This window comes from Ureibacillus sp. MALMAid1270 (genome assembly GCF_049202975.1).
Taxonomy (GTDB): Bacteria; Bacillota; Bacilli; order Bacillales_A; family Planococcaceae; genus Ureibacillus.
In genome coordinates, this window is sequence record NZ_JBMIRP010000099.1 from 195,272 (window position 1) to 219,875 (window position 24,604).

At 34.1% G+C, this 24,604-nt stretch carries 26 protein-coding genes; 5 read left to right on the forward strand and 21 right to left on the reverse strand.

Annotation, left to right across the window (positions count from 1 at the left end):
- Positions 1-68 precede the first annotated feature (68 nt).
- The 8 genes from bshC to ACOQFO_RS17725 all read right to left on the reverse strand — a co-directional run bounded on the left by bshC (position 69) and on the right by ACOQFO_RS17725 (position 7,933).
- Positions 69-1,685: a bacillithiol biosynthesis cysteine-adding enzyme BshC gene (bshC, locus tag ACOQFO_RS17690; RefSeq protein ID WP_421690998.1), complete on the reverse strand. Its 1,617-nt coding sequence runs from the start codon at positions 1,683-1,685 to the stop codon at positions 69-71.
- Between the two features lie 109 nt (positions 1,686-1,794).
- A complete protein-coding gene (locus tag ACOQFO_RS17695) occupies positions 1,795-2,187 on the reverse strand; it encodes a DUF3397 family protein (protein WP_421690999.1) in 393 nt (130 codons plus the stop codon).
- On the reverse strand, positions 2,184-3,086 hold the full coding sequence (locus ACOQFO_RS17700; RefSeq protein WP_421691000.1) for a 2-dehydropantoate 2-reductase: 903 nt from the start codon (positions 3,084-3,086) through the stop codon (positions 2,184-2,186). Before ACOQFO_RS17700 ends, ACOQFO_RS17695 begins: the two co-directional genes overlap by 4 nt.
- A gap of 233 nt (positions 3,087-3,319) precedes the next feature.
- A complete protein-coding gene (locus tag ACOQFO_RS17705; RefSeq protein WP_421691001.1) occupies positions 3,320-4,918 on the reverse strand; it encodes an acyl-CoA carboxylase subunit beta in 1,599 nt (532 codons plus the stop codon).
- A gap of 70 nt (positions 4,919-4,988) precedes the next feature.
- On the reverse strand, positions 4,989-5,372 hold the full coding sequence (locus ACOQFO_RS17710) for a transcriptional regulator (protein ID WP_421691002.1): 384 nt from the start codon (positions 5,370-5,372) through the stop codon (positions 4,989-4,991).
- 158 nt (positions 5,373-5,530) lie between these two features.
- Positions 5,531-6,295 carry an enoyl-CoA hydratase/isomerase family protein gene (locus ACOQFO_RS17715; RefSeq protein WP_421691003.1) on the reverse strand — a complete coding sequence of 255 codons (765 nt, stop codon included), beginning with the start codon at positions 6,293-6,295 and terminating at the stop codon, positions 5,531-5,533.
- A 907-nt stretch (positions 6,296-7,202) separates the two neighbouring features.
- Positions 7,203-7,376, reverse strand: coding sequence for a 50S ribosomal protein L32 (gene rpmF / locus ACOQFO_RS17720; RefSeq protein ID WP_036171914.1), 174 nt, complete (start codon positions 7,374-7,376; stop codon positions 7,203-7,205).
- Between the two features lie 23 nt (positions 7,377-7,399).
- A complete protein-coding gene (locus ACOQFO_RS17725) occupies positions 7,400-7,933 on the reverse strand; it encodes a YceD family protein (protein WP_421691004.1) in 534 nt (177 codons plus the stop codon).
- A gap of 196 nt (positions 7,934-8,129) precedes the next feature.
- Here ACOQFO_RS17725 and ACOQFO_RS17730 point away from each other — a divergent pair, with 196 nt between their 5' ends.
- Positions 8,130-9,338: a nucleotidyltransferase gene (locus tag ACOQFO_RS17730; protein WP_421691005.1), complete on the forward strand. Its 1,209-nt coding sequence runs from the start codon at positions 8,130-8,132 to the stop codon at positions 9,336-9,338.
- 11 nt (positions 9,339-9,349) lie between these two features.
- Here ACOQFO_RS17730 and ACOQFO_RS17735 read toward each other — a convergent pair whose 3' ends face one another.
- On the reverse strand, positions 9,350-10,393 hold the full coding sequence (locus ACOQFO_RS17735; protein ID WP_421691006.1) for a SepM family pheromone-processing serine protease: 1,044 nt from the start codon (positions 10,391-10,393) through the stop codon (positions 9,350-9,352).
- 377 nt (positions 10,394-10,770) lie between these two features.
- Here ACOQFO_RS17735 and ACOQFO_RS17740 point away from each other — a divergent pair, with 377 nt between their 5' ends.
- Complete coding sequence (locus ACOQFO_RS17740) at positions 10,771-11,577, forward strand: hypothetical protein (RefSeq protein ID WP_421691007.1); 807 nt, start codon at positions 10,771-10,773, stop codon at positions 11,575-11,577.
- 58 nt (positions 11,578-11,635) lie between these two features.
- Here ACOQFO_RS17740 and coaD read toward each other — a convergent pair whose 3' ends face one another.
- The 3 genes from coaD to ACOQFO_RS17755 are packed head-to-tail and all read right to left on the reverse strand — an operon-like array spanning position 11,636 to position 14,140.
- Complete coding sequence (gene coaD, locus ACOQFO_RS17745; protein WP_421691008.1) at positions 11,636-12,124, reverse strand: pantetheine-phosphate adenylyltransferase; 489 nt, start codon at positions 12,122-12,124, stop codon at positions 11,636-11,638.
- A gap of 27 nt (positions 12,125-12,151) precedes the next feature.
- On the reverse strand, positions 12,152-12,700 hold the full coding sequence (gene rsmD / locus ACOQFO_RS17750; RefSeq protein ID WP_421691009.1) for a 16S rRNA (guanine(966)-N(2))-methyltransferase RsmD: 549 nt from the start codon (positions 12,698-12,700) through the stop codon (positions 12,152-12,154).
- 18 nt (positions 12,701-12,718) lie between these two features.
- Positions 12,719-14,140 (reverse strand): RNA polymerase II, encoded by a 1,422-nt coding sequence (locus ACOQFO_RS17755; protein ID WP_421691010.1) that lies wholly within the window; start codon positions 14,138-14,140, stop codon positions 12,719-12,721.
- Between the two features lie 55 nt (positions 14,141-14,195).
- Here ACOQFO_RS17755 and ACOQFO_RS17760 point away from each other — a divergent pair, with 55 nt between their 5' ends.
- On the forward strand, positions 14,196-14,585 hold the full coding sequence (locus ACOQFO_RS17760; protein ID WP_421691011.1) for a DUF7147 family protein: 390 nt from the start codon (positions 14,196-14,198) through the stop codon (positions 14,583-14,585).
- 10 nt (positions 14,586-14,595) lie between these two features.
- On the opposite strand, the gene ACOQFO_RS17765 is transcribed toward ACOQFO_RS17760, so the two are convergent.
- Positions 14,596-14,868: a YlbG family protein gene (locus ACOQFO_RS17765; protein ID WP_421691012.1), complete on the reverse strand. Its 273-nt coding sequence runs from the start codon at positions 14,866-14,868 to the stop codon at positions 14,596-14,598.
- 199 nt (positions 14,869-15,067) lie between these two features.
- Between ACOQFO_RS17765 and ACOQFO_RS17770 the strand changes: the two genes are divergently transcribed.
- Positions 15,068-15,985, forward strand: a complete 918-nt coding sequence (locus tag ACOQFO_RS17770) for a glycerophosphodiester phosphodiesterase (RefSeq protein WP_421691013.1) — start codon at positions 15,068-15,070, stop codon at positions 15,983-15,985.
- Between the two features lie 77 nt (positions 15,986-16,062).
- Here the strand turns inward: ACOQFO_RS17770 and ACOQFO_RS17775 are convergent, their stop codons facing one another.
- Together ACOQFO_RS17775 and ACOQFO_RS17780 are read right to left on the reverse strand one after the other, a co-directional pair.
- A complete protein-coding gene (locus tag ACOQFO_RS17775; protein WP_421691014.1) occupies positions 16,063-16,509 on the reverse strand; it encodes a YlbF family regulator in 447 nt (148 codons plus the stop codon).
- Between the two features lie 108 nt (positions 16,510-16,617).
- The gene (locus ACOQFO_RS17780) at positions 16,618-18,090 is read right to left on the reverse strand and encodes a UDP-N-acetylmuramoyl-L-alanyl-D-glutamate--2,6-diaminopimelate ligase (RefSeq protein WP_421691015.1); all 1,473 of its coding nucleotides are present in this window, start codon (positions 18,088-18,090) and stop codon (positions 16,618-16,620) included.
- A 289-nt stretch (positions 18,091-18,379) separates the two neighbouring features.
- On the opposite strand from ACOQFO_RS17780, the gene ACOQFO_RS17785 reads away from it, so the two are divergent.
- Positions 18,380-18,748 (forward strand): YugN family protein, encoded by a 369-nt coding sequence (locus tag ACOQFO_RS17785; protein WP_421691016.1) that lies wholly within the window; start codon positions 18,380-18,382, stop codon positions 18,746-18,748.
- Positions 18,749-18,875: 127 nt separating this feature from the next.
- Here ACOQFO_RS17785 and ACOQFO_RS17790 read toward each other — a convergent pair whose 3' ends face one another.
- From ACOQFO_RS17790 to coxB, 6 genes are all read right to left on the reverse strand, one after another.
- A complete protein-coding gene (locus ACOQFO_RS17790) occupies positions 18,876-19,343 on the reverse strand; it encodes a DUF420 domain-containing protein (RefSeq protein ID WP_421691017.1) in 468 nt (155 codons plus the stop codon).
- A gap of 34 nt (positions 19,344-19,377) precedes the next feature.
- Entirely contained in the window at positions 19,378-20,307 is a 930-nt protein-coding gene (gene ctaG, locus ACOQFO_RS17795) for a cytochrome c oxidase assembly factor CtaG (RefSeq protein ID WP_421691018.1), read from the reverse strand.
- Positions 20,308-20,463: 156 nt separating this feature from the next.
- Positions 20,464-20,805 carry a cytochrome C oxidase subunit IV family protein gene (locus tag ACOQFO_RS17800; RefSeq protein ID WP_421691019.1) on the reverse strand — a complete coding sequence of 114 codons (342 nt, stop codon included), beginning with the start codon at positions 20,803-20,805 and terminating at the stop codon, positions 20,464-20,466.
- Between the two features lies 1 nt (position 20,806).
- Positions 20,807-21,436: a cytochrome c oxidase subunit 3 gene (locus tag ACOQFO_RS17805; RefSeq protein WP_421691020.1), complete on the reverse strand. Its 630-nt coding sequence runs from the start codon at positions 21,434-21,436 to the stop codon at positions 20,807-20,809.
- Entirely contained in the window at positions 21,436-23,325 is a 1,890-nt protein-coding gene (locus tag ACOQFO_RS17810; protein WP_421691021.1) for a cytochrome c oxidase subunit I, read from the reverse strand. Before ACOQFO_RS17810 ends, ACOQFO_RS17805 begins: the two co-directional genes overlap by 1 nt.
- 38 nt (positions 23,326-23,363) lie before the next feature.
- The gene (gene coxB / locus ACOQFO_RS17815) at positions 23,364-24,455 is read right to left on the reverse strand and encodes a cytochrome c oxidase subunit II (RefSeq protein ID WP_421691022.1); all 1,092 of its coding nucleotides are present in this window, start codon (positions 24,453-24,455) and stop codon (positions 23,364-23,366) included.
- Positions 24,456-24,604: the final 149 nt, after the last annotated feature.

Consider the following 24,604-nt stretch of genomic DNA (forward strand, 5'->3'; position numbering starts at 1 on the left):
ACTTTTTTCGATATGAAAAAAGGCATAAAAAAAGAGCTATCTCATAAGAGATAACTCAATTGTCCCTACTACATTCGAACTATATAATGGGAATTTGAAAAATCAAATGGTAATTCCAATAATTCAGAAATAAGTGTTGGACCATAAATATTTAAGTATTGATATGGGTTAAAGACTCTCTCCTGATAGTTATCATTTGGATAAAGTTCAGATGACAACGTGTTAAATTGACGGATGATTTTATCATGTTTTAATAAAACTTGCTGCTCTATTTTACTTTTTAAATATTCAAATTGTTGAGCATGATAATTGATGTTTTTCTCAATTATAAAATCTAAATGTAATTGTTGTTCGTTTAGATGTGTTGATAACTTTTGATATTGATTTTCAAGAAGCCTTTGCAATTGATTAATTTGTTCCTTTGCTTCTTCATCTTGAATGCTTTCTAAAAATTTATTTTTTAATTCTTTTACTTTACCGACAAATACATCTTCCACCGTTAACTTATACTCTTCTAATAATTGCTCCACTTTACGAGAAATTAATGTGATATTTAAACGAGGTACAATAATCGGCATTTGTAAATCCATTACTTCGAAAGCATCTTTCAATGTTGCCCAATAAGCTAATTCACCAGGCCCACCAACAAATGCAAGTACAGGTATAGTCATTTCTTGCATTAATGGACGAGTAACGACATTATTACTAAGCTTCTCAGGATTATTTAAAGCGATCTCAAGTAATTCATCTTTTGCAAATTTTATATTGGAAGTTTCATTAATAAATAAATTTCCAACACGTTCTAGTAAAAAACGTTCCCCATCTTGAACAAAAAACAGATTGGCATTTTCTAAGGTTGCTTCAATCGGTTTACCGAAACCTGCATCATTTAATAACTGTTCTTTATTCACCACTACTTCAGCGATTTTTTCATTCTTTTCAATGATTTTTTTGAAAAAATCTGATTCGTAACGACGAAATGGTGGATATGCCGCATCGATCATAAGTAATCCTTCGTCTTTGAAAAATGAGTTCATGCATCTTACGAAGAAATCTGTAAATGTCTCACTGTCATTGATAGAACTTAATACAAATTGGTAAAGTTCTTGTGTATATGCTGTTTCTCCAAAATCTTTAAAAATTTCATCAATTGTTTTTTTCAATTGAACTTTATTTATCTCAGTTGTAGATGCCATTGTTTTACGATTGTTTCGTTCTCTATATACACGTTTTTTTGGTTCAGTTTGGTAAATGGTATACGTATGATTGATCTCTTCAATATCATGATCTTCTCCAGCGATCCAAAATAACGGAATTACTTTTACACCTAACTTCTCTGTTTGTTTTTTCGCTAGAAGAATGACAGAAATTGCTTTATGAATCGAATAAAGTGGTCCAGTTAAAATTCCAGCTTGTTGTCCTCCAACAATGACAGGAGAACCATCTGCCAAATAAGCTAGATTCTCAGTGATTTTTTCAGTTATCCCATAAGGTTCCATAAACTTCAGGATAATATCACTTAATTGTTTAGTATCATATTGTTTGCTTTTTAAATATTCAGCACGCTTCAAATAGGATTCTTCACGTAACTGGTATTCATAGAAATTATGTAACATTTCGCTACCTGACCAATACGCAGATAACAAATTATTGTTAACTGGCAAAGTAACCTGATCCAGCTTCATTCCTAAATCTCCTCTACTATTGGTTAAATCTTTATCGAACTTTTATATATATCATTTTGAATTCTTAATATATTGTAAACGTTTGTTGCACACCTGCAAATGAATATGCTTAGGAATAGAAGATATATGTAATGATTTTATAAACAATGCCTACAATCCATAAGAGTATGTATAGGATTATCAATATTAAAAACAAGACTCTCCATATTTTTTTCAGCAAGGCTATAATTTCAATCTCTTTCTTCGTTTTCCATTCAATATATGTAAATATAATAGCTATTAATATAGCAATACAGATTACGTAAACACCTAATTTTACTTCCCACAAACTATTAATAATGAGGGGGACAGATAAAAACAATACAAAGGTTGTTACGTCAGAGGCAAAACCAAATGATTTAACTTTACTTACTTTTCCCTTTCTACAAATAAAGTATATGACTGCGAAAAGGATTATTGGAAATAGAATAATAAAGCTTATTACATATAATAATATGCTCACATTTTCTCAACTCTTTTCTCCTCTGTAGCTTTTATTAAATAATATAATGTTGATAATGTCGGTAAATTTTTGCCTCTCTTATGTGCTTTTTTGATCATCGCTAATGCAATCGTATCAATTTCTGTTTGTCGATCGTTCAAAACATCTGAAAGCATAGACGATGTATTTGAAGCTGTTTTTTCACATAAAGAAATCACATCTTCAAAATTGAACTTCTCCATCTCTTCTGAGAAAACACTTTTTAACTCAACGAATAATTGTTCCAATAAATGAAGCGTAGTTTGATGTTGAATTAAGTAACCATTTTTCACTTTTAATAATGCTGTTAATGGGTTTACAAAACAATTAAGTAATGCTTTTTCAAACAGCATTTGTTCCGCATTAGGGGCAAATTCCAGCTGGAAATCGGATTTATCTTCCGCTTTTAAAACAGTATAAAGTTCCTTATTACCACGTTCAATTGCGATTTTTAGCGCACCGAAACCTCTATGGATTACTGTATAATCATCTTGTTTTTGGGCTCCAAATTGACATGAACCAAATGCGATATTTTTATGAGATAAGGATAGTACTTCATCAAAATGTGCTAACCCATTTTGTAAAAAGAGTAAAGGCGTATTTTCAGGTAATAAAGAGAGTTGTGGATATATTGTTTTTAATTGGCCGTATTTCACCGCGACGATAATCATCGTGTCTTCTTGAATAGACGGTAGTGCCGTTAATCCTCTGACCATTGAATGTTCAATTGTTCCATCTAGATTAATACGTTTTAGCCCTTCACGATTAAACGCTTCTGCTTGTTCTGGCCTTCTTGTAACGAGAGTAACATTATGTATTTTTGATAAGAAGCTAGCTACTAACATTCCGACAGCTCCAGCACCAATAACAATAACCTCCACAAAACACCCTCCTTTTCAACTAGTTGAAGGGGTTGTCTTGAAATTACACATTCAAGGCAACCCCTAAGATTTTATTAGTGATGATAACAATTATAAATGCGCCATGAAGTATTTGCACTTTTTACAGATTATCTGTTTGTACGAATTACATTGTTGATGGAGTTACCTTTTCACCAGCTAATAACCAACATAAAGGGTGCGTCTATTTTCAAACGCACCCATTTTTAACATTATTATACTGGATAAACCGGATGTTTACGAGTAGGTATTGGAATTTGTTTTGTAGAATACATTTTCAGTCTCTCTGACAATGTATCACGTAATTTGCTTGGCTCAATAATATCATCGATTACTAACTCAGAAGCTAATTTGTAAATATCGATTTCCTCTTTATACTCATCAATTTTTTCCTTTACAAATTGCATTCTTTTCTTCAGATCTTCTATTTGTTCAATTTTATTCGAATAAACTGCATTAACAGCAGCTTCAGGACCCATTACCGCAATTTGAGCAGTTGGAAGCGCTATACAAACATCTGGCTCAAACGCTGGCCCACACATTGCATACAAACCTGCCCCGTAAGCTTTACGTATAATAACAGAAATTTTTGGGACGGTTGCACTTGTCATTGCAGAAATAAACTTTGCACCATGACGGATAATGCCTGCTCTTTCAACTTTAGTTCCAATCATAAACCCTGGTACATCCGCCAAGAATAAAAGTGGAATTGAAAAGGCATCGCATAATTGTATAAATTTTGCCGCTTTATCCGATGAATCGACGAATAATACACCGCCTTTAACTCTTGGTTGATTTGCTATAATCCCTACTACTCTGCCATCGATTCTTGCTAAACAAGTAATTATTTCAGGTGCAAATAATTTTTTTATTTCAAATATACTTCCTTCATCAACGATATGATCAAGTAATTCATACATATCAAAAGGAACATTTTGATTTTCAGGAATGATGTCTTCTATTTCCCGAATTTGTTTTGGTAATTTACTTTCAATTACTTTTGGTGTTTCTTTAAAATTGGCACCAAAGTAATTTAAATAGTTTTTAGCTAGCTCAATTGCTTGCTCTTCATTTTCTGCAAGCACATCACCACAACCACTAATAGTACAGTGCATTCTTGCCCCACCCATTTCTTCAAGTGAGACTTTTTCACCAATTACTTTTTCAGCCATTCGTGGCGATCCTAAATACATTGAGGCATTTCCATCAACCATTATGACAATATCACAAAAAGCTGGAATATATGCCCCGCCCGCTGCTGAAGGACCGAATAGCAAACAGATTTGCGGAATGACACCGCTTAAATTGACTTGATTATAAAATATTCGTCCAGCACCACGTCTACCCGGAAACATGGCTAGTTGATCTGTTATTCTAGCACCTGCTGAATCAACTAAATATAGTAAGGGGACTTGGAGTTTTTCAGCGGTTTCTTGTATCCTTATAATTTTCTCAACTGTATGAACACCCCAAGAACCCGCCTTTACAGTTGAATCATTAGCCATCACACAGACGGTTTGATTGTGCACTTTTCCTATAGCACAGATTACACCATCAGCAGGTAAATCACTTGAAGAACAATTGGCAAATTTACCATCTTCCTCATACTTACCCTCATCAAATAGTAGAGAAAGTCGATCACGGACAAATAATTTATTTGTTTCCTTTAACTTATCATGATATTTCTGATGTCCACCGGCTTTAATCTTTGCCACTTTTTCAGCTAATATCTCATTATATTGTTTCAATAGTCTACATTTCTCCCCTTTATTTGCATGGAACCATTCAAGAAATAAAGTAAGTAGTGCATTCATCTCACCCGTAATACAAGTGAACATGAATGCAGACTGATGTTAAAATGTGTTTGATAGTTTGTATTATTTATTACTTTTGGTGTTCAAGAAAATTGACACCTTGATTTAACCATTTAATGAGTTTGTCATGCTCAGATTGTAGCTCTCTATATTTAATCTCTAATTCGTTATAAGCTTCAGTTAATTCATCAAAACTATTGAGTGCTAGTTTTAAATGGCTTCTCATTAGTTGTTTTGGACGTTTTCTAACACTGTTTAACATTTGGCCATATTGAGTGCGTAATGTTTTATTCCAACGAAAACCACAAGCTTGTTTCGTACGATTTAAAACATTCGCTGCCTCAGCAAAGGCTTCTAATTGTGTTTTTCCATTTTGAACAGCTTGGATGACGATTTCTGCTAATTTTTCATCATCATCTGCAGTCCATTGGTCTTTTCTTCTTTTCCCTTCCACTTTCTATCACCTCACATTTTTTACTACTATATGCACCTTATGAGATAAAATAGAATAGAAGTACTTATAAAAAATAGGTAGTAACATTTTTAATGTTACTACCTATTTTCATTTTTTAACTTGCATGAAAAAGTAAAGAATAACCACTAATATATAGGTTAATTATTAGATTTGTTTAAAAAACGGTTTACTGCTTGAATATGTGCATCACTTTCCCAAAGTTTTGCACACAATTTTATTTCTTCCATTACCCGACCGAACATATTTTTTTCTCTCCAGCTTCTAAGTTTCATTTCTTTATAGGCATGATGGACATCTGGATGGACTTTTTTCATGTTGGAGATGAATTCTTCTATAGCTTGTTCTTTTGGCCGATCGAATACTCTGGTAGCCCAACCAATTTCATACAATTTGTCCGAATCGTATGTGCAAGAGTCTACTAACATCTTTAAAGCGAAGTCTTGTTTTAAACCACTTTCGATTAAGTATGTACCTCCACCCCAGCCGCTCGTGATTCCTAAAGTTCCTTGGATAAATCCACATTTCGCATCTTTTGCTACTAATCTGAAATCACACGCTGTTGCAATCTCACATCCTCCACCAACTGCAGTTCCATTGATTAATGCAATTGTTGGTACAGGTAATGTTGATATCTCATATAATATTTTCCCCATCTTGCTTAACATACCAAAGGCTTCTTGTTCAGTTCGCAGTTTGTGAAACTCCGATAAGTCTCCTCCTGAACAAAACGCCTTATCACCAGCGCCTGTTATGATTAAAAAACGAACATCGTTGTTTTCATTTATATAAGTAACAACTTCTTTAAATCCGTTCATTACTTCATCATTGACAGCGTTTCTTTTCTCTTCTCTGTCGATTGTAAAGGTTAATATTCCATCTATTAGGTCGATCTTATATGACATCCACAACACATCCCCTTCATCTGTCACTAGTTCCTATCATTTGGTTTCATAGTAAAGCAGAGTGAATGTTTTGACAAGTTCTATAAGTATTCGAAAGCTAATAAATTGTCTAGTTATATAGTAAGCATAGGTGGAAATTTTTCAAATGTTTTAGCTTTGGTTTTATTTCTAAGAAGTGTTTTTCGTTGCGTGATACTCTTGTTGGGTTTTCTAATTTTTTGTCACCTGATCTAGACAGAATTCCTTGAATCTATTCGGAGTTGTCAAAATATAGCCCTCTTTTAGACAGAATTCCGTAAATCCATTCGAAGTTGTCAAAATATAACCCTCTTTTAGACAGAATTCCTTAAATCCATTCGGAGTTGTCTAAATGAAGCCCGTATTTAGACAGAATTCCGTAAATCCATTCGAAGTTGTCAAAATATAGCCCTCTTTTAGACAGAATTCCTTGAATCTATTCGAAGTTGTCAAAATATAGCCCTCTATTAGACAGAATTCTGTAAATCCATTCGAAGTTGTCAAAATATAGCCCTCTTTTAGACAGAATTCTGTAAATCCATTCGAAGTTGTCTAAATGAAGCCCTCTTTTAGACAGAATTCCTTGAATCCATTCGAAGTTGTCTAAATATAGCCCTCTTTTAGACAGAATTCCGTAAATCCATTCGAATTTGTCTAAATGAAGCCCTCTTTTAGACAGAATTCCGTAAATCCATTCGAAGTTGTCTAAATGAAACCCTCTTTTCGTGACACTTTCCCGAAGTCCCCATCAATTTTGTCACGCAACTAGCCTCTAGTGTATAAATACTTCAACACTGTATTATTTAAAAAATAAAAAAAGGCTAATAGAGAGCCATGGCCTCTCTATTAGCCTTTTTGTTTTAGAGCTTTTTCGAACAAGCTCAATAAATTATTTGCTAACTACTTCTTTACCTTTGTAGTGTCCGCAAGATTTGCAAACGTGGTGAGATAAAGTTGCTTCACCACAGTTTGGGCAAGCTACCATACCAGGTACAGATAATTTGAAATGCGTACGACGCTTTCTTTTAGCAGTTTTAGAAGTTCTTCTAAATGGTACAGCCATTATTGGCACCTCCTTACAGATAATTATTCATCTGTTTGATCAAAATACTTAGCTAAATCAGCTAGTCTCGGATCTACTTTTTGTTCGCCAGTTTCCTGTTGACGAGCAACATCTTCATCTGTTGAATAACTCCAGTACTTCCCGCCTTGCACTTGGCCTTCAGAACCTTCTTTGAACACTTGCATAGGAATGGAAAGGAGAATTAACTCCTCTAGTACTGGCTTCATGTCGATTACTTCACCATCTATATAATGGATATCTTCATCTTCACTACCACGAAGTTCCGGGTCAATCCAACTAAAGACTTCCACCGTATCTACGTTGATTGGATATTCAACATCCTCCCATGTTCTTGCACATGGTAGTGTAAGAGTTGCAGTCATAGTAAATTGACAAGTCATTTGCGATGCACCGAATGTACAGTGCCCTTTAACATGTACAGGTGAAATATTACGAATCTCAGTGTTTCGTTTTTTTACTTCATCTAACTGTACTTCTGTATCAATAGGCATCCCTTTTTGGCGATACTTTGATAATTCATGAATAGACCATTTCATTCATTCATCACCTCGAGACAACAATGTTGATTATATAATGTGAAAATATAGATGTCAAGTTATTTTCTTGTCACCATCATAAAACCTATACTATACTTTTACTAACTTCATTCAAAACTATACTAAATTTCAAATGTATATTGCACAAATTCGTACAGTCGAATTTGATGATTAACTATTAGGAGTGCGAAAATTTATGCAAGCAGTTGGCGTTGTTGTCGAATATAATCCTTTTCATAACGGTCACCATTATCATATCAAAGAATCTAAAAAGAAAACAGATGCTGATGTTGTAGTTGCAGTAATGAGCGGTAACTTTCTCCAAAGAGGAGAACCCGCACTTGTAGATAAATGGCACCGAACAAAAATGGCACTCTTAAGTGGTGTTGATATGGTTATTGAACTACCTTACGTATTTGCCACTAGTAAAGCAGAACAATTTGCTAGAGGTGCTATTCAAATTCTTACTGCTATGAAGTGCGACACATTTGCTTTTGGTAGTGAAGATGGGAATATTGAACCTTTTCTTAATACATTGATGCTACTTCATGATGAACGTACTGAGTACAATGACTTGATCAAGTATTATATTTCAAAAGGGAATAGTTACCCAAAAAGTTTATATGAAGCATATGAACAACTTAAACAAAAACGACCACAATTATACATCGATTTATCCCAACCCAATAATATTCTCGGGTATCATTATATTGAGGCAGTACATCAAATTAAGAGTTCAATTCAACCAGTAACCATTCAAAGGGTAAAAGCTGGTTATCATGATGACGTTAAACAGGATTCATCAATTGCTAGTGCTACAGGGATACGAAAGGCACTCTTTGAAAGTGGAGAATTATCTGATGTTCTTCAATTTGTTCCTCCCCATTCATATGAACAATTACAACTATGGGCACAAAATCATCAACAATTTGTCCAATGGGAATCATTTTGGCCGTTATTACGTTTTACCATTGCTCGCTATTTACCAAAGGATTTAACTCAATTTGCAGATGTCTCAGAAGGGATCGAATTTGCATTAATTAAATACGCAAAAATGAGTGATTCTTTCCAAACTTTTATGAATCATATTAAATCAAAGCGTTACACATGGACTCGACTACAAAGGATGTTAACACATATTTTCACAGGTGTAACTAAAGAGCAACTACACCAATTTGAATCCCCAACATATATTCGATTACTCGGGATGACAAATAAAGGTCAACAATTCTTAGGATTAAAGAAAAAAGAGTTTGAATTACCACTAATAAGTCGTGTAGCTCAAACAAAAGATCCATTACTCCAAATCGATATTCGAGCTACTGAAATTTATGGGCAAGGGATTCAATTATTCTCAAACAAAAAAATAGACGGAGATTATCAGACTCCGCCCATTCGAATATAAAACGCGTAGTGCTATTTTTCAGGAAGTTGTTCTAAATAGTTAAGCGCATCGTCAATGGTCTTCACAGGTACGATTTTCATACTCGTACCTATTTTTTCTGCCGTTTGTACAGCAACTTCATAATTGGATTTAATGTCGGGATTTACACTTAACATTGCTTCAGTAATTTCATCGTCTGGAGCAAAGAAGATTTCCATTCCATCTTCATGTGCCGCAACGACTTTCTTGTCAATCCCGCCGATTCTTCCAACTGTTCCATCTTCGTTCATCTCACCTGTTCCTGCAACCGCATAGCCTTTTGTTAAATCTTCATCTAACAGTTGATTTAAGATTTCTAATGTAAACATAAGACCGGCAGAAGGACCTCCTATTTCTTCCGCATCCACATTTACATTTGGCTCTGTTTTAATAGTTTTACTTTGAGAATATGTAATACCAATCCCAATTTTCTTTGGTTCACTACCCGGTATTTCTTTTAATGTTAGAGTCACGTCTATTAATTGATCATCCCGATTAAGTACTAACTGTACTTCTTCATTTTCCTTCTTAGCACTTAATTTTGCAGTTAAGTCTTCTGATTTGTGAATGATTTGTCCATCTATCTCAACAATTTCATCCCCTGGTTGAATTTTACCGTCCGCTGCACCACCGGACAAAACATTTAATACGGTAATCCCGTTATATGTAATTGTAAATGGAAGATCAGCTTTTTGGAATGCTACATGGAGTGCATTAAATTGAGAATCAGTCATAAGCTTCAACTGACGTACATTATATTCTTCTTCGCTTTCCTCTTCATGACGTACAGAATCCAATTCTAGAATGTCTTGATAATCGTTAAAATAAGCGATGGTTAAAGCTAGCGGTGTTGCTTGAAACATGGATACTGTCATTAAGTTAAATGTACCTTTATCATCAAAATCTCCGTCTTGCACTTTAACAAATTGGTTAACATCATAGGCGCTACCTGGTTTCATCACATAATAATCTACTCGATAAAAGCAAAAGAACATCGCTAGAAGAAAAATTACGATCATACTAATGATCTTTTTCATATTGTTTGGCACCCCCCAAGTTCCAAAGCAAGACTAAAATTTTTAACAATTGCATATATTAGTTTAGCATTTCTTTTCACAGCATTCAGTACTTTTATTTCGTATGAGTCAGTTGAATACATACAGTTAATATTCAGCTAAGTGAGTTATACGATTGAATGAATGGTTTCGTCTGGCCACTCGTTTTTTTAGTATGGAATTTCGGACAAGTCCGGTAAAGTATTCCCACCCCAGACGCATTATATTTGGACAAAATATGAAAAGAGTTGGTGTATATTCCTCTACTATATCTATTTATTTGTATTAGCCTAATTATTTTACTTTTACTTTTCCCTGGTGTGGCACATGAAGGTACGGATTTAGGTGTATCTTTGTTTATGGAAGCTTTGTTTCCGTATTTATTGCCATACTTAATTCTCACACAATGGTTCATTCGATTGACACCAAGTCATCAAGATTCCACATCAAGGTTACAGTTATATTTAAAAACCTATGGTATTAGTGCTTTAGGTGGATTCCCTACTGGAGCTGCGACGATTGCCTTCCTTAAAAAAAATAGACAAATATCTGCTAAAGAAGCAAAAGGCCTCTTAAGTATTTGTCATAGTCCAAGCCCTCTATTCGTTATTGGGTTTGTAGGGTATGATCTATTGAATGACACTATGTTTAGTTGGCGTTTTTTAATTTTGTACCATATTGTATCCTTAATCATTTTGTTCATTTTTTATAATGCTTCCAAAAATGATCCATTTCATGCGAATATCGTTCCTATAGAACAACAACGCACAAAAATTCAAAATCCATTTACTAGTAGTATTAAGGACAGTGTTCCAACGGTATTAGTCGTTGGGTCAACGTTAATCTTCTTTACAACGATTTACACAGTAGTTATGCACTCTATCTCAACATTTTTCCCAAATATACATAATAGTATCATCCTATTAACTGCAGCTTCCCTTGAGATGACTAATGGGCTTAAAATTGCTTCACAACTATTCTCAAACGAATCTACATTACTCTATCTTCTATTAGCAGCCTTTTTAACGATACAAAGTCTTAGTATTCATATGCAAGTAGCAGTACTCGCAAAATCTGAAAAAATATCTTTAAGACCATACGCTGCACTAAGGATATTCCTAGTTATTTTAATTCCCACATTGTATTATCTTTTGTTTTTACTATGAGAAGTTTAAAAAAATCGGCGAAATGATTTTTACATTTCGTCGATTTTTTATTCGTACCTTATAGATTATTGAATTTTTTAATTAAAGCTTGCTCTACATGTGGCGGAACCAGACCTTCCACTTTACCACCATATCGAGCTACTTCTTTAACAATACTTGAACTTAAAAAAGAATATTGATTTTTCGTCATGATGAAAAATGTTTCAATGGATTCATCTAAATAACGGTTCATAGATGTAATTTGCATTTCATATTCGAAATCAGATACTGCTCTAAGACCGCGCACAATCGCCTTTGCCTTTTTCGATCTCGCATAGTCAATTAATAATCCAGAAGATGAATCAATTCTTACATTTGGCATCGATTTTGTCACTTCTTCAATCAGTGCCATTCTTTCTTGTAAAGTAAATAATGGATTTTTAGAAGAATTATTTAATACTGCAACATACACTATATCAAATACATCTGCAGCTCGTTTAATAATGTCGAGATGGCCATTTGTTATTGGATCAAAGCTCCCGGGTACAACTGCTATTTTGTCAGTCAATACTTTCTCCCTCTTCCCAAACATTTGTTATTTCGAATAAATTGAAACAATAGAACTTCCATAAGTTTCTTCTTTCTTTAACGTATAATCACCATATGCATCTGGTAGGCTAACTTCTGTAGCATGTTCGCATACAATGATGGCTTGTTCTGAAAGTTTACCGCCATCAATTAGGTTATTGACTAATTGATAATACTCTACTTTTTTATATGGCGGATCTAAAAACAAATAATCAATTTGTATATCACGTTTTAATAATGCCTTTACAGCACGTGTTGCATCTGTTCTATATAATTCCGAATGTTCCTCATACCGACATTTCTTAATATTTTCTTGAAGAACTTGAAATGCTTTACCGTCTTTTTCAACAAAAATTCCTTTTTCGCAACCTCTACTTAAAGCTTCAATCCCTAGTCCTCCACTACCAGCAAATAAATCTACTGCAATACCACCATCAAAAAATGGTCCAATCATATTAAATATCGATTCTTTCACTTTATCGGTTGTAGGTCTAGTTGTTGTGCCTGCTATTGCTTTTAAGGGCATTCCTTTTCTTTCACCTGCAACAACTCTCATTTGTTTCACCACTCTTCGTTATTGTAGTGTTGTTATTGGTGATATGATTATATCGTTTTCATTTTTTTCAATTTCTACTAAAAATAATCGTTGAAGCCATGATTCCTCAATATATCTTTTATCCATTATTTTAATAATTGGATTTGATATCGTATCATATCTTCGTTGATTAAATACATAAAAATTAAAGTTTTCAGGGAATCTAAACTTCCTTAGTTCGCTATCTACATAATATCCATTTGGTCCTTCTGAAACTTCATATCCTAATAGAGCTAACAATTCGTCCGCTGAATAATATATCAAACCGTTCTGAAAAACGCGTTGAACTTCTTCAGTGTATTTTTCATTCACCATAAGTTTTCTTGGGTCTGAAAATTGCAGTGGTTGAAGTTCTTCTCCATCTACATTTAAAGCAAAGAATTCCGTATACATATTAAACACTTCAGATAGCTTTTCATCTAAAGTAGTTGCAGTGATTTTTGTACCTTTTAGTTGTTCTAACTTTGTCACCCAATTATCTAATTGTTTGTCAGACATATTACTTAGTAATTCATTTACAATTTGAGCTGACTTATTGTCTTCAGATATAGTTCCTGTTACAAAAGCAGCAACTACTTCTTTCATCCAATTAGGTTGATTTTCAAAGGTATATAAAGTATCAATTTGGGATAAAATCACTCTTTGGTTTAATCCTGCTAATGTTAAATCTTTTAAAAATAAAATACGTTCCCCTTGATCACCAGAAAGATTATCCCCGTTCACAATTGAAATATGTTCATCGTTTAAGAATTGAATATTTTTAATCTGTTCACTTAAACTTTCATCAATCGTAGTATTTGAATAAATCGAAATTTCATCAGTCTTATGCTGTAATGTCAAACCATCCGATTGGTAGTAAATTTCATTTACATCACCTTGTCCACTAAACATGACATAGTTAACGAGAGTTAAGGACTGTTGACCGATTAACGGTAATCCTGTTACCCATTGACCACCTATTTGACTATCCGTGGAAATATGTATGATAGAATAAGAAACTGTTCCATTGTTTAAAGAGGCAAATATATCTTTTAATAGCTGACTTGATTTCAATCCTCCATCAAGTGGAATGACATAAGAAAGTGATTGGGATCTAGATTCACCAACGTTAAACTTTGTTTTATCTTCACTTAATCGTTCGCAAGTTTGTTCACTTTCTAAGAAACAATCAGGATTGGTTGCAAGTTGTGGCCAATTAATTTCGATTGTTTGATTCGGAAGATTTCGAAAATGTTGTCTAATATCTAAACTTTGATTTCGATATTCAATTTCAATTTCCTGTGTATATGTAAATTCACCTTGTCCAGTTTCAAGCTTGTCCGAGTATACTTGATATTGGAAAAATAATAACCCACTAACAATAAACAATAAAACGATAAAAAAGCTAACTGAATATTTCATGTGCTCTAACCTCCTCCTTCATGGTACTATTGGTACGAGAAAGGATGTGTATTGTATGATTCAACAATTTATTGAACTAGGACAAGGTTATGGGGATGTTTATGAACTTTGCGAATTAATCGAAACAAATGAAAAAAGATTTCATAATGCATTTTTAATTATTTCAAATAAAGATGATAAAAAATTTGCTTCACTTGCTGTAGTTTTTAAGCCAGTAGGTGAAAGTAAATTCATGCCAATTTATATTTGTCGAGAAGGGATTCCTTTTGATACAGATAAGCCTTCTAAACGAATCGAATTATTTGAACAAGCATTAGAGCGCATTGGCAAGAAAGCAATTCCTATGGATGTAAAACATTCTTCTTTTTACCCAGAAAAAGAATTATTTTATAACCATTTAGTTGGAATTTTACGAATGAATCACTTTATACCGCCAATGCAATAATTTTATTTCACTACAAACCAATTTTATAATCGTATTCTTTTGCTTTATCAGGCTTCGCATTTTCGAATTCAGTTTTTAAGAATGGACGATACGATTCTACAACGTCTTTCACAAATGGAAGGCGTTGTATTTTACCCATCGCTATTTCAATTTCGTCACGATTACAATAGATCACAACATATTTTAACTTCCGAGAAATATAATGAACATTACCGTATTTTCTTAAACTTTTTGCATGTTTAAGTTGGTTTACATAGACGATCAGACCTTGTCTTTCTTTCATTTCAATTCCCTCATTTCTTAACTTAAAGCATACCATAGAGTTATTTTTTATAGCAACAGAGTTTAGCTGACAGGATGATAGATTTTCCGTTATAATCATTTTTATAAGAATCTATATCATAAGTAATTATTAAACGTAGATAGCAAATGAATGTAATTGACAACAGTTTAATCATTCGAATTTGTTGAGGAGGACTTTCATGGGAAAAAAGACAAAGTTGGCGCTTGCAATTGCAGCTGCTAGTGCAGCTGCTTGGGCAGGGAGTAAAGCTGTTTTAAAACCGCAGAAGCGTGAAAGTAAAAAAGTATTACAATTCGATCGTCCAATTGTTCTTGCTCATAGAGGAGGAGCTCAATTAGCTCCAGAACATACGAGACCTGCATTCGAGATGGCTTATGAGCTAGGTGTTGATGGTTTTGAAGTGGATATACGTTTAACAAAAGATGAAGAAATTATTGTATTCCATGATGATACAGTTGATCGTACAACTGATGGTACAGGTTTTGTAAAAGATTACACTCTACAAGAATTAAAAGAATTGAATCATGGTTATAGATTTTTAGATTTAGATGGGAACTCCCCATATGAACAAGAAAAATTATCTGTCGTTACATTAAAGGAATTATTAGAGGATTTTCCAACTACTTATATTAATATCGACATTAAAGATTCACCTGATACGTACGAAGGGAGTTTAATGCCATCAAAACTATGGCGTTTAATCGAAGAACTACAAGCTCAAGATCGTGTAGTTGTGACGAGTTTCTATAGTGAACAAGTAGATCGTTTTAATCTATATGCACAAAATCGAGTGGCACTAGGTGCAGGTGAAACGGACGTAAGAAAAGCTTTCGCAGCATTTACAAGTCAATTTGGGCACTTATATCACCCTAAAGTAGATGTGTTTCAAATTCCACCTAAATTAGGTGTTATCGCCTTAGATATGCCGAAATTCATCTCCTATTTAGGTAATTTAAATATTCCAGTCCATTATTGGACAATTAATGACCCAGATTTAATCGAACGCCTTATTAAACGTGGTGCCAAAGGAATTGTTACGGATCGCCCGGATATTGCTGTTCCATTAGTACGTCAATTACATGAAGCTGCCATTTGAAATAATGAACAAAAATAACAATCAAAAAAAGTCTCCAATGGAATCATTTCCTTGGAGACTTTTTTTGATATGAATATTTAAGCTGAGCAAGAACAGCCCCCACCTGTACCACAACCACTTCCACAAGATGAACTTGTAGCAAAAAATGGATTACTTACAGGAACTTTAACCGATTCAGAAACAGATTTTCCAACAATTAAACTAATCTCGTCTAATAAATCTTGGTAATCATTTTCTGCAATTTTTAAATTCGCAACACGTTCATCTAAATCTAATTCACGTTTCTGTTTACGAATTTCTTTCATAATTTTATTGTAATCGGGATGATATTTCCCGAATCTTTGCACATCCTCGTACTGCTCTTTCATTCTTGTAAAAGTGGCAATTTTATGCACAAGTGCAGGATCACTATAAACGTTTTGATATGCAATCCGTAGTTTTTGTGCTTGTTCAGAGGAAAGGACCATAGAACTTAATATATCCGTTTCATCAAGTATTGTTACCCATTCAGAAGTTATTAACATCTTATTCCTCCATTCAACTATATGATAGCAGATTTTCATATTGCTTGGTAGTTTGAAAACTTACCATTTTTGTTCATGCCAATCAATTTAGTTGAATGGGAAATGTATTTAACCCATATTTAAATTGGATTCAAGAACAGACTGAACACATTCAATATCTGAAAAATGGATTTGGGTTTTGCCAATCGTTTGTGTATTCTCATGGCCTTTCCCTGCTATTAATATCGTATCTCCTTTTTTTGCAGAAAGGATTGCTTTTGAAATAGCCTCTTCTCGGTTTAATATAGTTTCGTACTTTTGATTGGATAAAAAACCTGCAGCTATTTGAGAATTGATCACTTCCGGGTCTTCATTGCGTGGATTATCAGTGGTTAAATAAATTAAATCTGCATACTTCGATGCAACCGCGCCCATTTTTATACGCTTATGTTTATCTCGGTTTCCACCACAACTAAATACAACAATTAGTTCCCCTCTAGTTGTTTTATATAATGTTTGTAAAACCGCTCTTAACGCAGCTTCAGTATGTGCATAATCTATATAAATATCTAAATCTAAGTTATTTTTAATATATTGTAATCTACCTTTTGGCAAACTAAGATATTCAGCAGCCTGGCATACTTCTTCAATATTAAAACCAAGTTCTGCAACAGTAGTAATTGCGGCTATCGAGTTTTGTAGGTGGTGATCTCCTACAAAGGGTAATGTAAATACTTTTTGCCCCTTTTTACTCTGTAAGCAACATGTGGAGGAGTTATTGGCTTCTGCTAATAGTTGTAATTGATAGTCTACACGATTACCTAAACCAAAATACACTTTCGGTTTCTTTGCCTGTAACCCTACTGTTCGACAAAACGAATCGTCACCATTTAATATAACTCGTTCTGATAAAGTAGCTAATAGCTGTTTTGCTGCTTTGTATTTTTCATAAGAACCGTGATCTTCAATATGATCTTCAGCCAAATTAAGAAATACTCCAACGTTAATCGCACAATCATCAAGTCGATGTTTTGCAAGTCCCATGGAAGAAGCTTCTAAAACGGCATATTGAACTCCTTGACCTACCCCATGCTGGAATATTTTATGAAGATGTTTTGGTTGTAATGTTGTTAAACGTTCAAATGGAAGATCAACATCTTTGCCATTTATATAGACTCCGTTCGTTCCGATAACCATTACTTTTTTATGTAGCGAGTTTAAGATTTGACCAATGAAATGACTTACTGTCGTTTTCCCATTTGTACCCGTGATAGCAATTACTTGCATTGCCTCAGCAGGAAATCTGTGAAGTTTAGCAGCACCATATGACATGAATTTTAAACAATTTGGAACCCAAATGAGTGGAACAGGTATACTTAATTTATCTAGTAATTTTTCGTCTTCTACTACAACACCAATTGCCCCATTTTGTATGGCAATTTCAACATATTTAACTCCGTCATCATTCGTCCCTTTACGCACGACGAATAAATCTCCATCTTTAACATCTTGAGCGTAATCTTCTATTCCAAGAACTTCTATTCGAATGGAACCACCTTTAACTGTACACGGCCAGTCTTTTAAAAGCTCTGCTAGTTGCAATGTGTCACTCCTTCTTTTCCTTATAGTATGCCCAGCTTGAAATCATGACACTAAATCTACAAGAATAAGAATGAATTCCGGTGACTTTTCAACAAAAAATGTCCTTTTGTAATAATATGAAGGTTACAAACCAATAATAAGTTATCAATAAAACTTAAGAAGAGAGTAATGAAACTTTTTTAATACACTAATTCTTGACACAATGTTGTCATTGCATGGAATTATAATTTGCTCTATTATTAATAATGAGCGTATACTATGTACGAATTGCTAAAGGAGGATTTATCGAATGTATTTTGAAAACAAAACTCTTGAAAATATAACGGCTGAACAAGAACTACTTGTTAGTGTTATGAAAAAAAATGGATTAGAATGTCACGGCGGATGGGATTATGACCGTATGACTTTCGACAAACGCTTCGATTTAAAAGAAGGTCGTTTCTATTTACGCGTATTTTGCAAAGCTGTTTCTGGCGATGTAGGAAACAATACAGCGATTTTAAAAATCCAAAAACCAGCACTTGGTAAATACTACTATCCACACGGTGTAGAGTATGATGAAAATGAAGAAGTATTCCCAACACATTTAGTTAAAGAATGTGAAGGAATTCTTGAAAACGTTAAAAAATTATTTGCTACATATGGCGTAGAAGCATAATTTTATATAACTTAATATGTATAAGAAATTGAAGAATTAGTCATCTTTTGACGAATTCTTCATTTTTTTATTTTTTCTAAAAAAGAGTGTCTTTTAAAGACACTCCTCTTTCATTTTCTATATTCTCTTAGAAACCAAATATTGCTTTTATGACTGATGTTGTTTCACCAGGTTCAAATAAAATATATAGAAGTAAATAAACCATTACTCCTGTGATCGCAACAAAAAACCAAATAACACTTGTAATCGGCCCTAGTTTTTTATGAATTGATAGTTTATTTTTAAATCCAGTAAGTAAACTAACAATCCCAAATACTGCCCCAGTAGTTGCTAAAATAATATGGAATACTAAAAAGAATGTGTAATACCCTTTTAAGCTATCTGGCCCACCAAAAGCTGTGTTTCCGATGAATACCGTTCTTGATGCGTAAATTAAAAAGAAAATTAGTGCTGATACACCAGCAGCAATCATTACTTTTTTGTGACCATCAATATTTCGTTTAGCTATTTGAACCCAACCAATTGCTACTAATACAGCGCTAATGACGATAAATGAGGTACTAATTGTCGGTAAAACATAAAATAATGACGACATTCAAACATTCTCCTAACTGAAGTTCTTTCTATATTTAGTGTTGTTGACTTTGTTTTAATTTTTGGAAGTCTTTCAACGCTTTTTGTGTTATTTCATCTTCATTATTTGAGTGTTCTTCTTTCCACCATTGACGGAACACTTTCCATAAAATAACACCAAAAATAATTTCTTGAATGATTTTCATTAGCACTCCACCAGTTTGTTGATCCCCAACTAAAGTCATATATCCTGGGAAAAACAGTTCAGGCCCAGATAGATTTAATCCGGATAGGGTTCCAATTGGGACACAAAGTTCCATTGCTTTCAACCACATTTCCCCATCATAATACGTTGCGTATAATGGTTGGTCTGCGAAAATAATAAGAGCACAAGCTGGTGTTATTAAAACAGCATTCGCAATGATATATCCTATTTTATAAAGGCTCTTCATTTTAGGCATTTCATTCACTGGATTCATTAATGGCCAGGTCATGAAAAATGCAGATAAAAATAAGATGAACGTGAATATTCCATGGAATGTTTCATCCAATTTAATCGTATCAAAAATACCCGGTATATGATAAAGCGAGAACATCATAGCAAAAACAAAAACTGCAACAACCGGTTGTGTAAAGACTTTAAATATTTTCCGCACAACAGGTGCATTCACAACGATACTCCATATCCACCAAGGAATACCTTTTATTATTAATAGCGGTAATAGTAATAAGAGGAATGCCATTTGCACCATGTGCATTGAAAATAGTATATGTGACAATAAATCGATTGGAGATCCAACCACAATATAGAGCGTAATCATGGATAATAGAAAATATATTGCTTCACTCTTTTTCAGAGGTTCACTTACTTTAAAGTCTTTTCTCCATTTTACGGTAACTAAGAAGTATACAACCGTTAAAAATACGATGACTCCTATTAAGTAAGGGCTCCATAATGCTTGAAAACCAAAGATACTTAACGGCATTTTATAACGCTCCTTTAAATTTCACTAATTTAATTATAGAACGCTTACATCTTAACATCAATGAACGAACTATGACAATTAATTCAACAATTCCAAAAAAAATAAGTGTAGATAAGTTGCAAAGCAACCTACCTACACTTATAGAATTTTACTTTCTTACCACCAAATAATCGTTAAGAACGCAAGGAAGAAAGTAAATGCAATAATTGCTCCTAACCAAACGAATGTGTTAATTACACCGATAAAAGGAGCTTTTTTCTCACCCATATGCATGAATGAATACAGTTGTAGTACAACTTGTACACCAGCCAATAAAAGAATTACTGGCTTAATGAAGTAAGGTGAAAAGTCTGCAACTACCACAGCAAATGCTATGAAAGTGAAGAAAATCATAATCGCGAAGTTTACAACTTGTTTACGCATTTCAACCGCGTTTTTCTTACGGTCATAATCGTACTGTGCAACAGATTTTTCTTGAACATGTGTATCGTGTCCCATCTTATCCTAGCACCCCCATTAAGTAAACTACAGTGAAGATGAACACCCAAACAACGTCGATAAAGTGCCAATAAATTGATGCAGCGAAGAATTTAGGTGCATTGTATAAGTTTAATCCGCGTTTTGCATTACGGATAATTAAACCTGTAATCCAAACTAAACCAATAATTACGTGTAGTCCGTGTGTACCAACAAGTACGTAGAATGATGATGAGAATGCTGAATGAGTAAATCCAAATCCTTCGTGAACTGTATACTCATAGAACTCAAAAATTTCTAAACCTAAGAATCCAAGACCTAATAGTACTGTGATTCCCATCCAAAGTAGAACGCCTTTAGCGTTATAGTTTTTCATATGGTACATAGCATATACACTTGTTAAAGAAGATGTTAAAAGTAACATTGTCATAACAAATGCTAATTCTAAACCAAATAATTCAGAAGCTTTAATATCCATTCCAGCTGGACCACTATCTTTTAAAGAAAGGTAAGTAGCAAATACACTGGCAAATAATACGATATCACTACAGATGAAAATCCAGATTCCGACGAATTTATTTTTCCCTTCCATAGTAGCTTGTTCAGCATGATCCGGCCAAGATTTTGGGGTGAATTTAGTATTTAAATCCATTATTTGTTACCCCCTTTTCCATATAAATCTTCTTCAATTGCGATGATTTCTTCTTTATGAACATGGAAACCTAAATCATCTTTAAATGAACGTAAAATCATACATCCAACTGTAATACCTAAACCTATAATAATTACAGGTACAGACCATGATACGCCATCTGGATGATATAAAGCACCAAATGCTGCGATAAATAAACCGATTGACATGATTAAAGGTAAGATTGATCCATTTGGCATATGGATATCGCCAAGAGGTTCAGCATATGTCATACCTTCTTTATTACCTTCTTGTTTTTCAATCCAATATGGATCGTAACCACGTACAAGTGGAGTTTGTTTAAAATTATAGAATGGAACTGGTGTTTTAATAGCCCATTCAAGTGAACGTCCATCTCCCCAGTAGTCGCGTTGGTTTACTGGTTTACCTTTAATCGATAATAACATGTTAAGTACTAGTAGTAATACCCCAATACCCATCATGATTGCACCGATAGATGAGATGAAGTTGTATAAATCCCAACCTTGATCTGCTTGGTAAGTGAATACACGACGTGGCATACCCATTAAACCAAGGAAATGTTGGATAAAGAATGTTAAATGGAATCCAATGAAGAATACCCAGAATACAACAAAACCTAATTTTTCGTTTAACACGCGGTTAAACATAATTGGCCAATAGAAATGAGTTGCACCAAAAATTGCAGTTACGATACCACCAACGATTACGTAGTGGAAGTGAGCAACGATGAAATATGAATCATGTAATTGGTAGTCAAGTGGAGCAGTGGCCTGCATTACACCTGTTACACCACCAGCTACAAATGAAGGAATAAATCCTAAAGCATAAATCATCGGAACTGTTACTTTAACCGAACCGCCCCAAATTGTCAGAATCCAGTTAAATACCTTCATACCAGTTGGTACACCAATCGCCATTGTTGCAACAGCGAAAATTGCGTTTGCTGTTGGCCCAAGACCTGTAGTAAACATGTGGTGAGCCCAAACCATGAATCCTAAGAAACCGATTAAAATTGTTGCGAATACCATTGAAGAGTATCCGAATAAACGTTTACGAGCAAATACCGGAATGATTTCAGAGAATAAACCGAATGCAGGTAAAACTAAGATATAAACTTCTGGGTGTCCGAAAATCCAGAATAAGTGTTCCCAAATAATTGTGTTACCACCCATAGTATGATCGAAGAAATTAGCTCCAAACATACGGTCAACTAACATGAAGAATAAACCAACTGTCAGTGGAGGGAAAGCGAATAAAATTAATGCACTTGAAAGTAATGTTGTCCAAGTAAATAATGGCATACGCATAAACGTCATACCAGGTGCACGCATTGTAATAATCGTTACAATGAAGTTAATACCAGAGATTAACGTACCAGCACCAGAAATTTGTAAACCAAGTACATAGAAATCAATACCATGACCTGGTGAATATAAAGATAATGATGCATAAGATGTCCATCCAGCATCAGGTGCCCCACCCATAAAGAATGAAAGGTGTAAGAAAACAGCACCTAAGAAGAATAACCAGAATCCTAAAGAGTTTAGGAATGGGAATGCAACGTCACGTGCACCAATTTGTAAAGGTACAACAGCGTTCATAAAACCAAATAGCAATGGTGTCGCAGCTAAGAATAGCATTGTCGTACCATGCATTGTAAGTAATTCATTAAAAAGACCTGCGGAAACAAAATCATTGTTTGGTACCATTAACTGTATACGCATTAATAATGCTTCAAAACCAGCGATTGCAAAGAATAATAATCCTGCAAAGAAATACATATTCCCTAGTTTTTTATGGTCAACAGTTGTTAAATAGTCCCAAAGTGTTGCCCCAAAGCCCTTCTTACCAATTGCAACAGAGCTCACAACTTTAACCTCCTCTATGTTTCAATACAAAAATCAAATTATTTTTCTACAGATAAGCTCATAATGTAATCAGCAAGTGCACTAATTTCTTCATCAGATAATCCATCATTACCAACTTTATAATTACCGCTCATTAAGTTACCTGGTTTATATTTTTCAGGATTTTTAATCCAGCTAACTAAATTTTCTTTGTTATGCTCTAAGAAACCAGCGATATGGCTACGATCACCAAATGTTGTTAAGTTAGGACCCATAGCAGCACCTCCAGGTACACCAGTAACTGAAGTAACAGCATGACACATTAAGCAGTTTGCAGCAAATGTTGCTTCACCTAGATCTGTAGAATCTTTAGATGCAGTTTGACCTTCTGTAGCTTGCATTGCAGCAACCCAAGCATCAAACGCTTCAGGAGCTAAAGTTTTTACTTTAAAGTCCATTAAAGCATGTGATGGACCGCAAAGCTCTGCACATTTACCATAGAATACTCCATCTTTTAAACCTTCTGATTCTTCATCAAATACCAAATAGAATTTGTTAATGTTTTCTACGTTAGTGTCCATTTTACCGCCGATAGATGGAATCCAGAATGAGTGCTTTACATCAGCAGCTTTTAAATTAAAGTACACTTTTTGACCAGTAGGAACTACAAGTTCTTGAGAAGTCACAATTCCAAGGTCTGGATATGAAAACTCCCACCAGTATAATTTTGCAGTAACATCAACGATTAATTCTGTTTTATTACCATTTTCATCAACTTGCTCCATAGCAGCTACATCACCTAATTTGTAAGTAGAGATTAGTGTTGGAACAGCTAAAATTAATAAAAGTACAATTGGAATTACTGTCCAAATAGTTTCAAGCACGTGGCTACCTTCAACTTGCTTTGGCATATAGTCCTCACCTTGTTTAGAACGGCGGAACTTAAGGAAAGCGTATATATATAATACTGAAACCACGACTACTACTAATGCCATTATCGTAATAGAGAACAGCAGTAAATTAAATTGTTCTTTCCCTACCGCACCAGCTGGTGTAAGCGTAGAAATATACTCTTCACCACAAGCAGAAAGGAAAACTGTCATAACAGCTAATAGCGAGAACAAACGCCATTTTTTAAGCCCTTTCATCATAGCTTAATTAAACCCCTCTTTCTTTGTTGTATTTTCATGTGTAACTTTGGACTTGGTATTTGCATATATGTGAATTCTATTATAAGAAGAATCCCCTAACAATTACTCCTAGATAAATTTGAGTGATCAACCTGAAGTTAGATCAACTT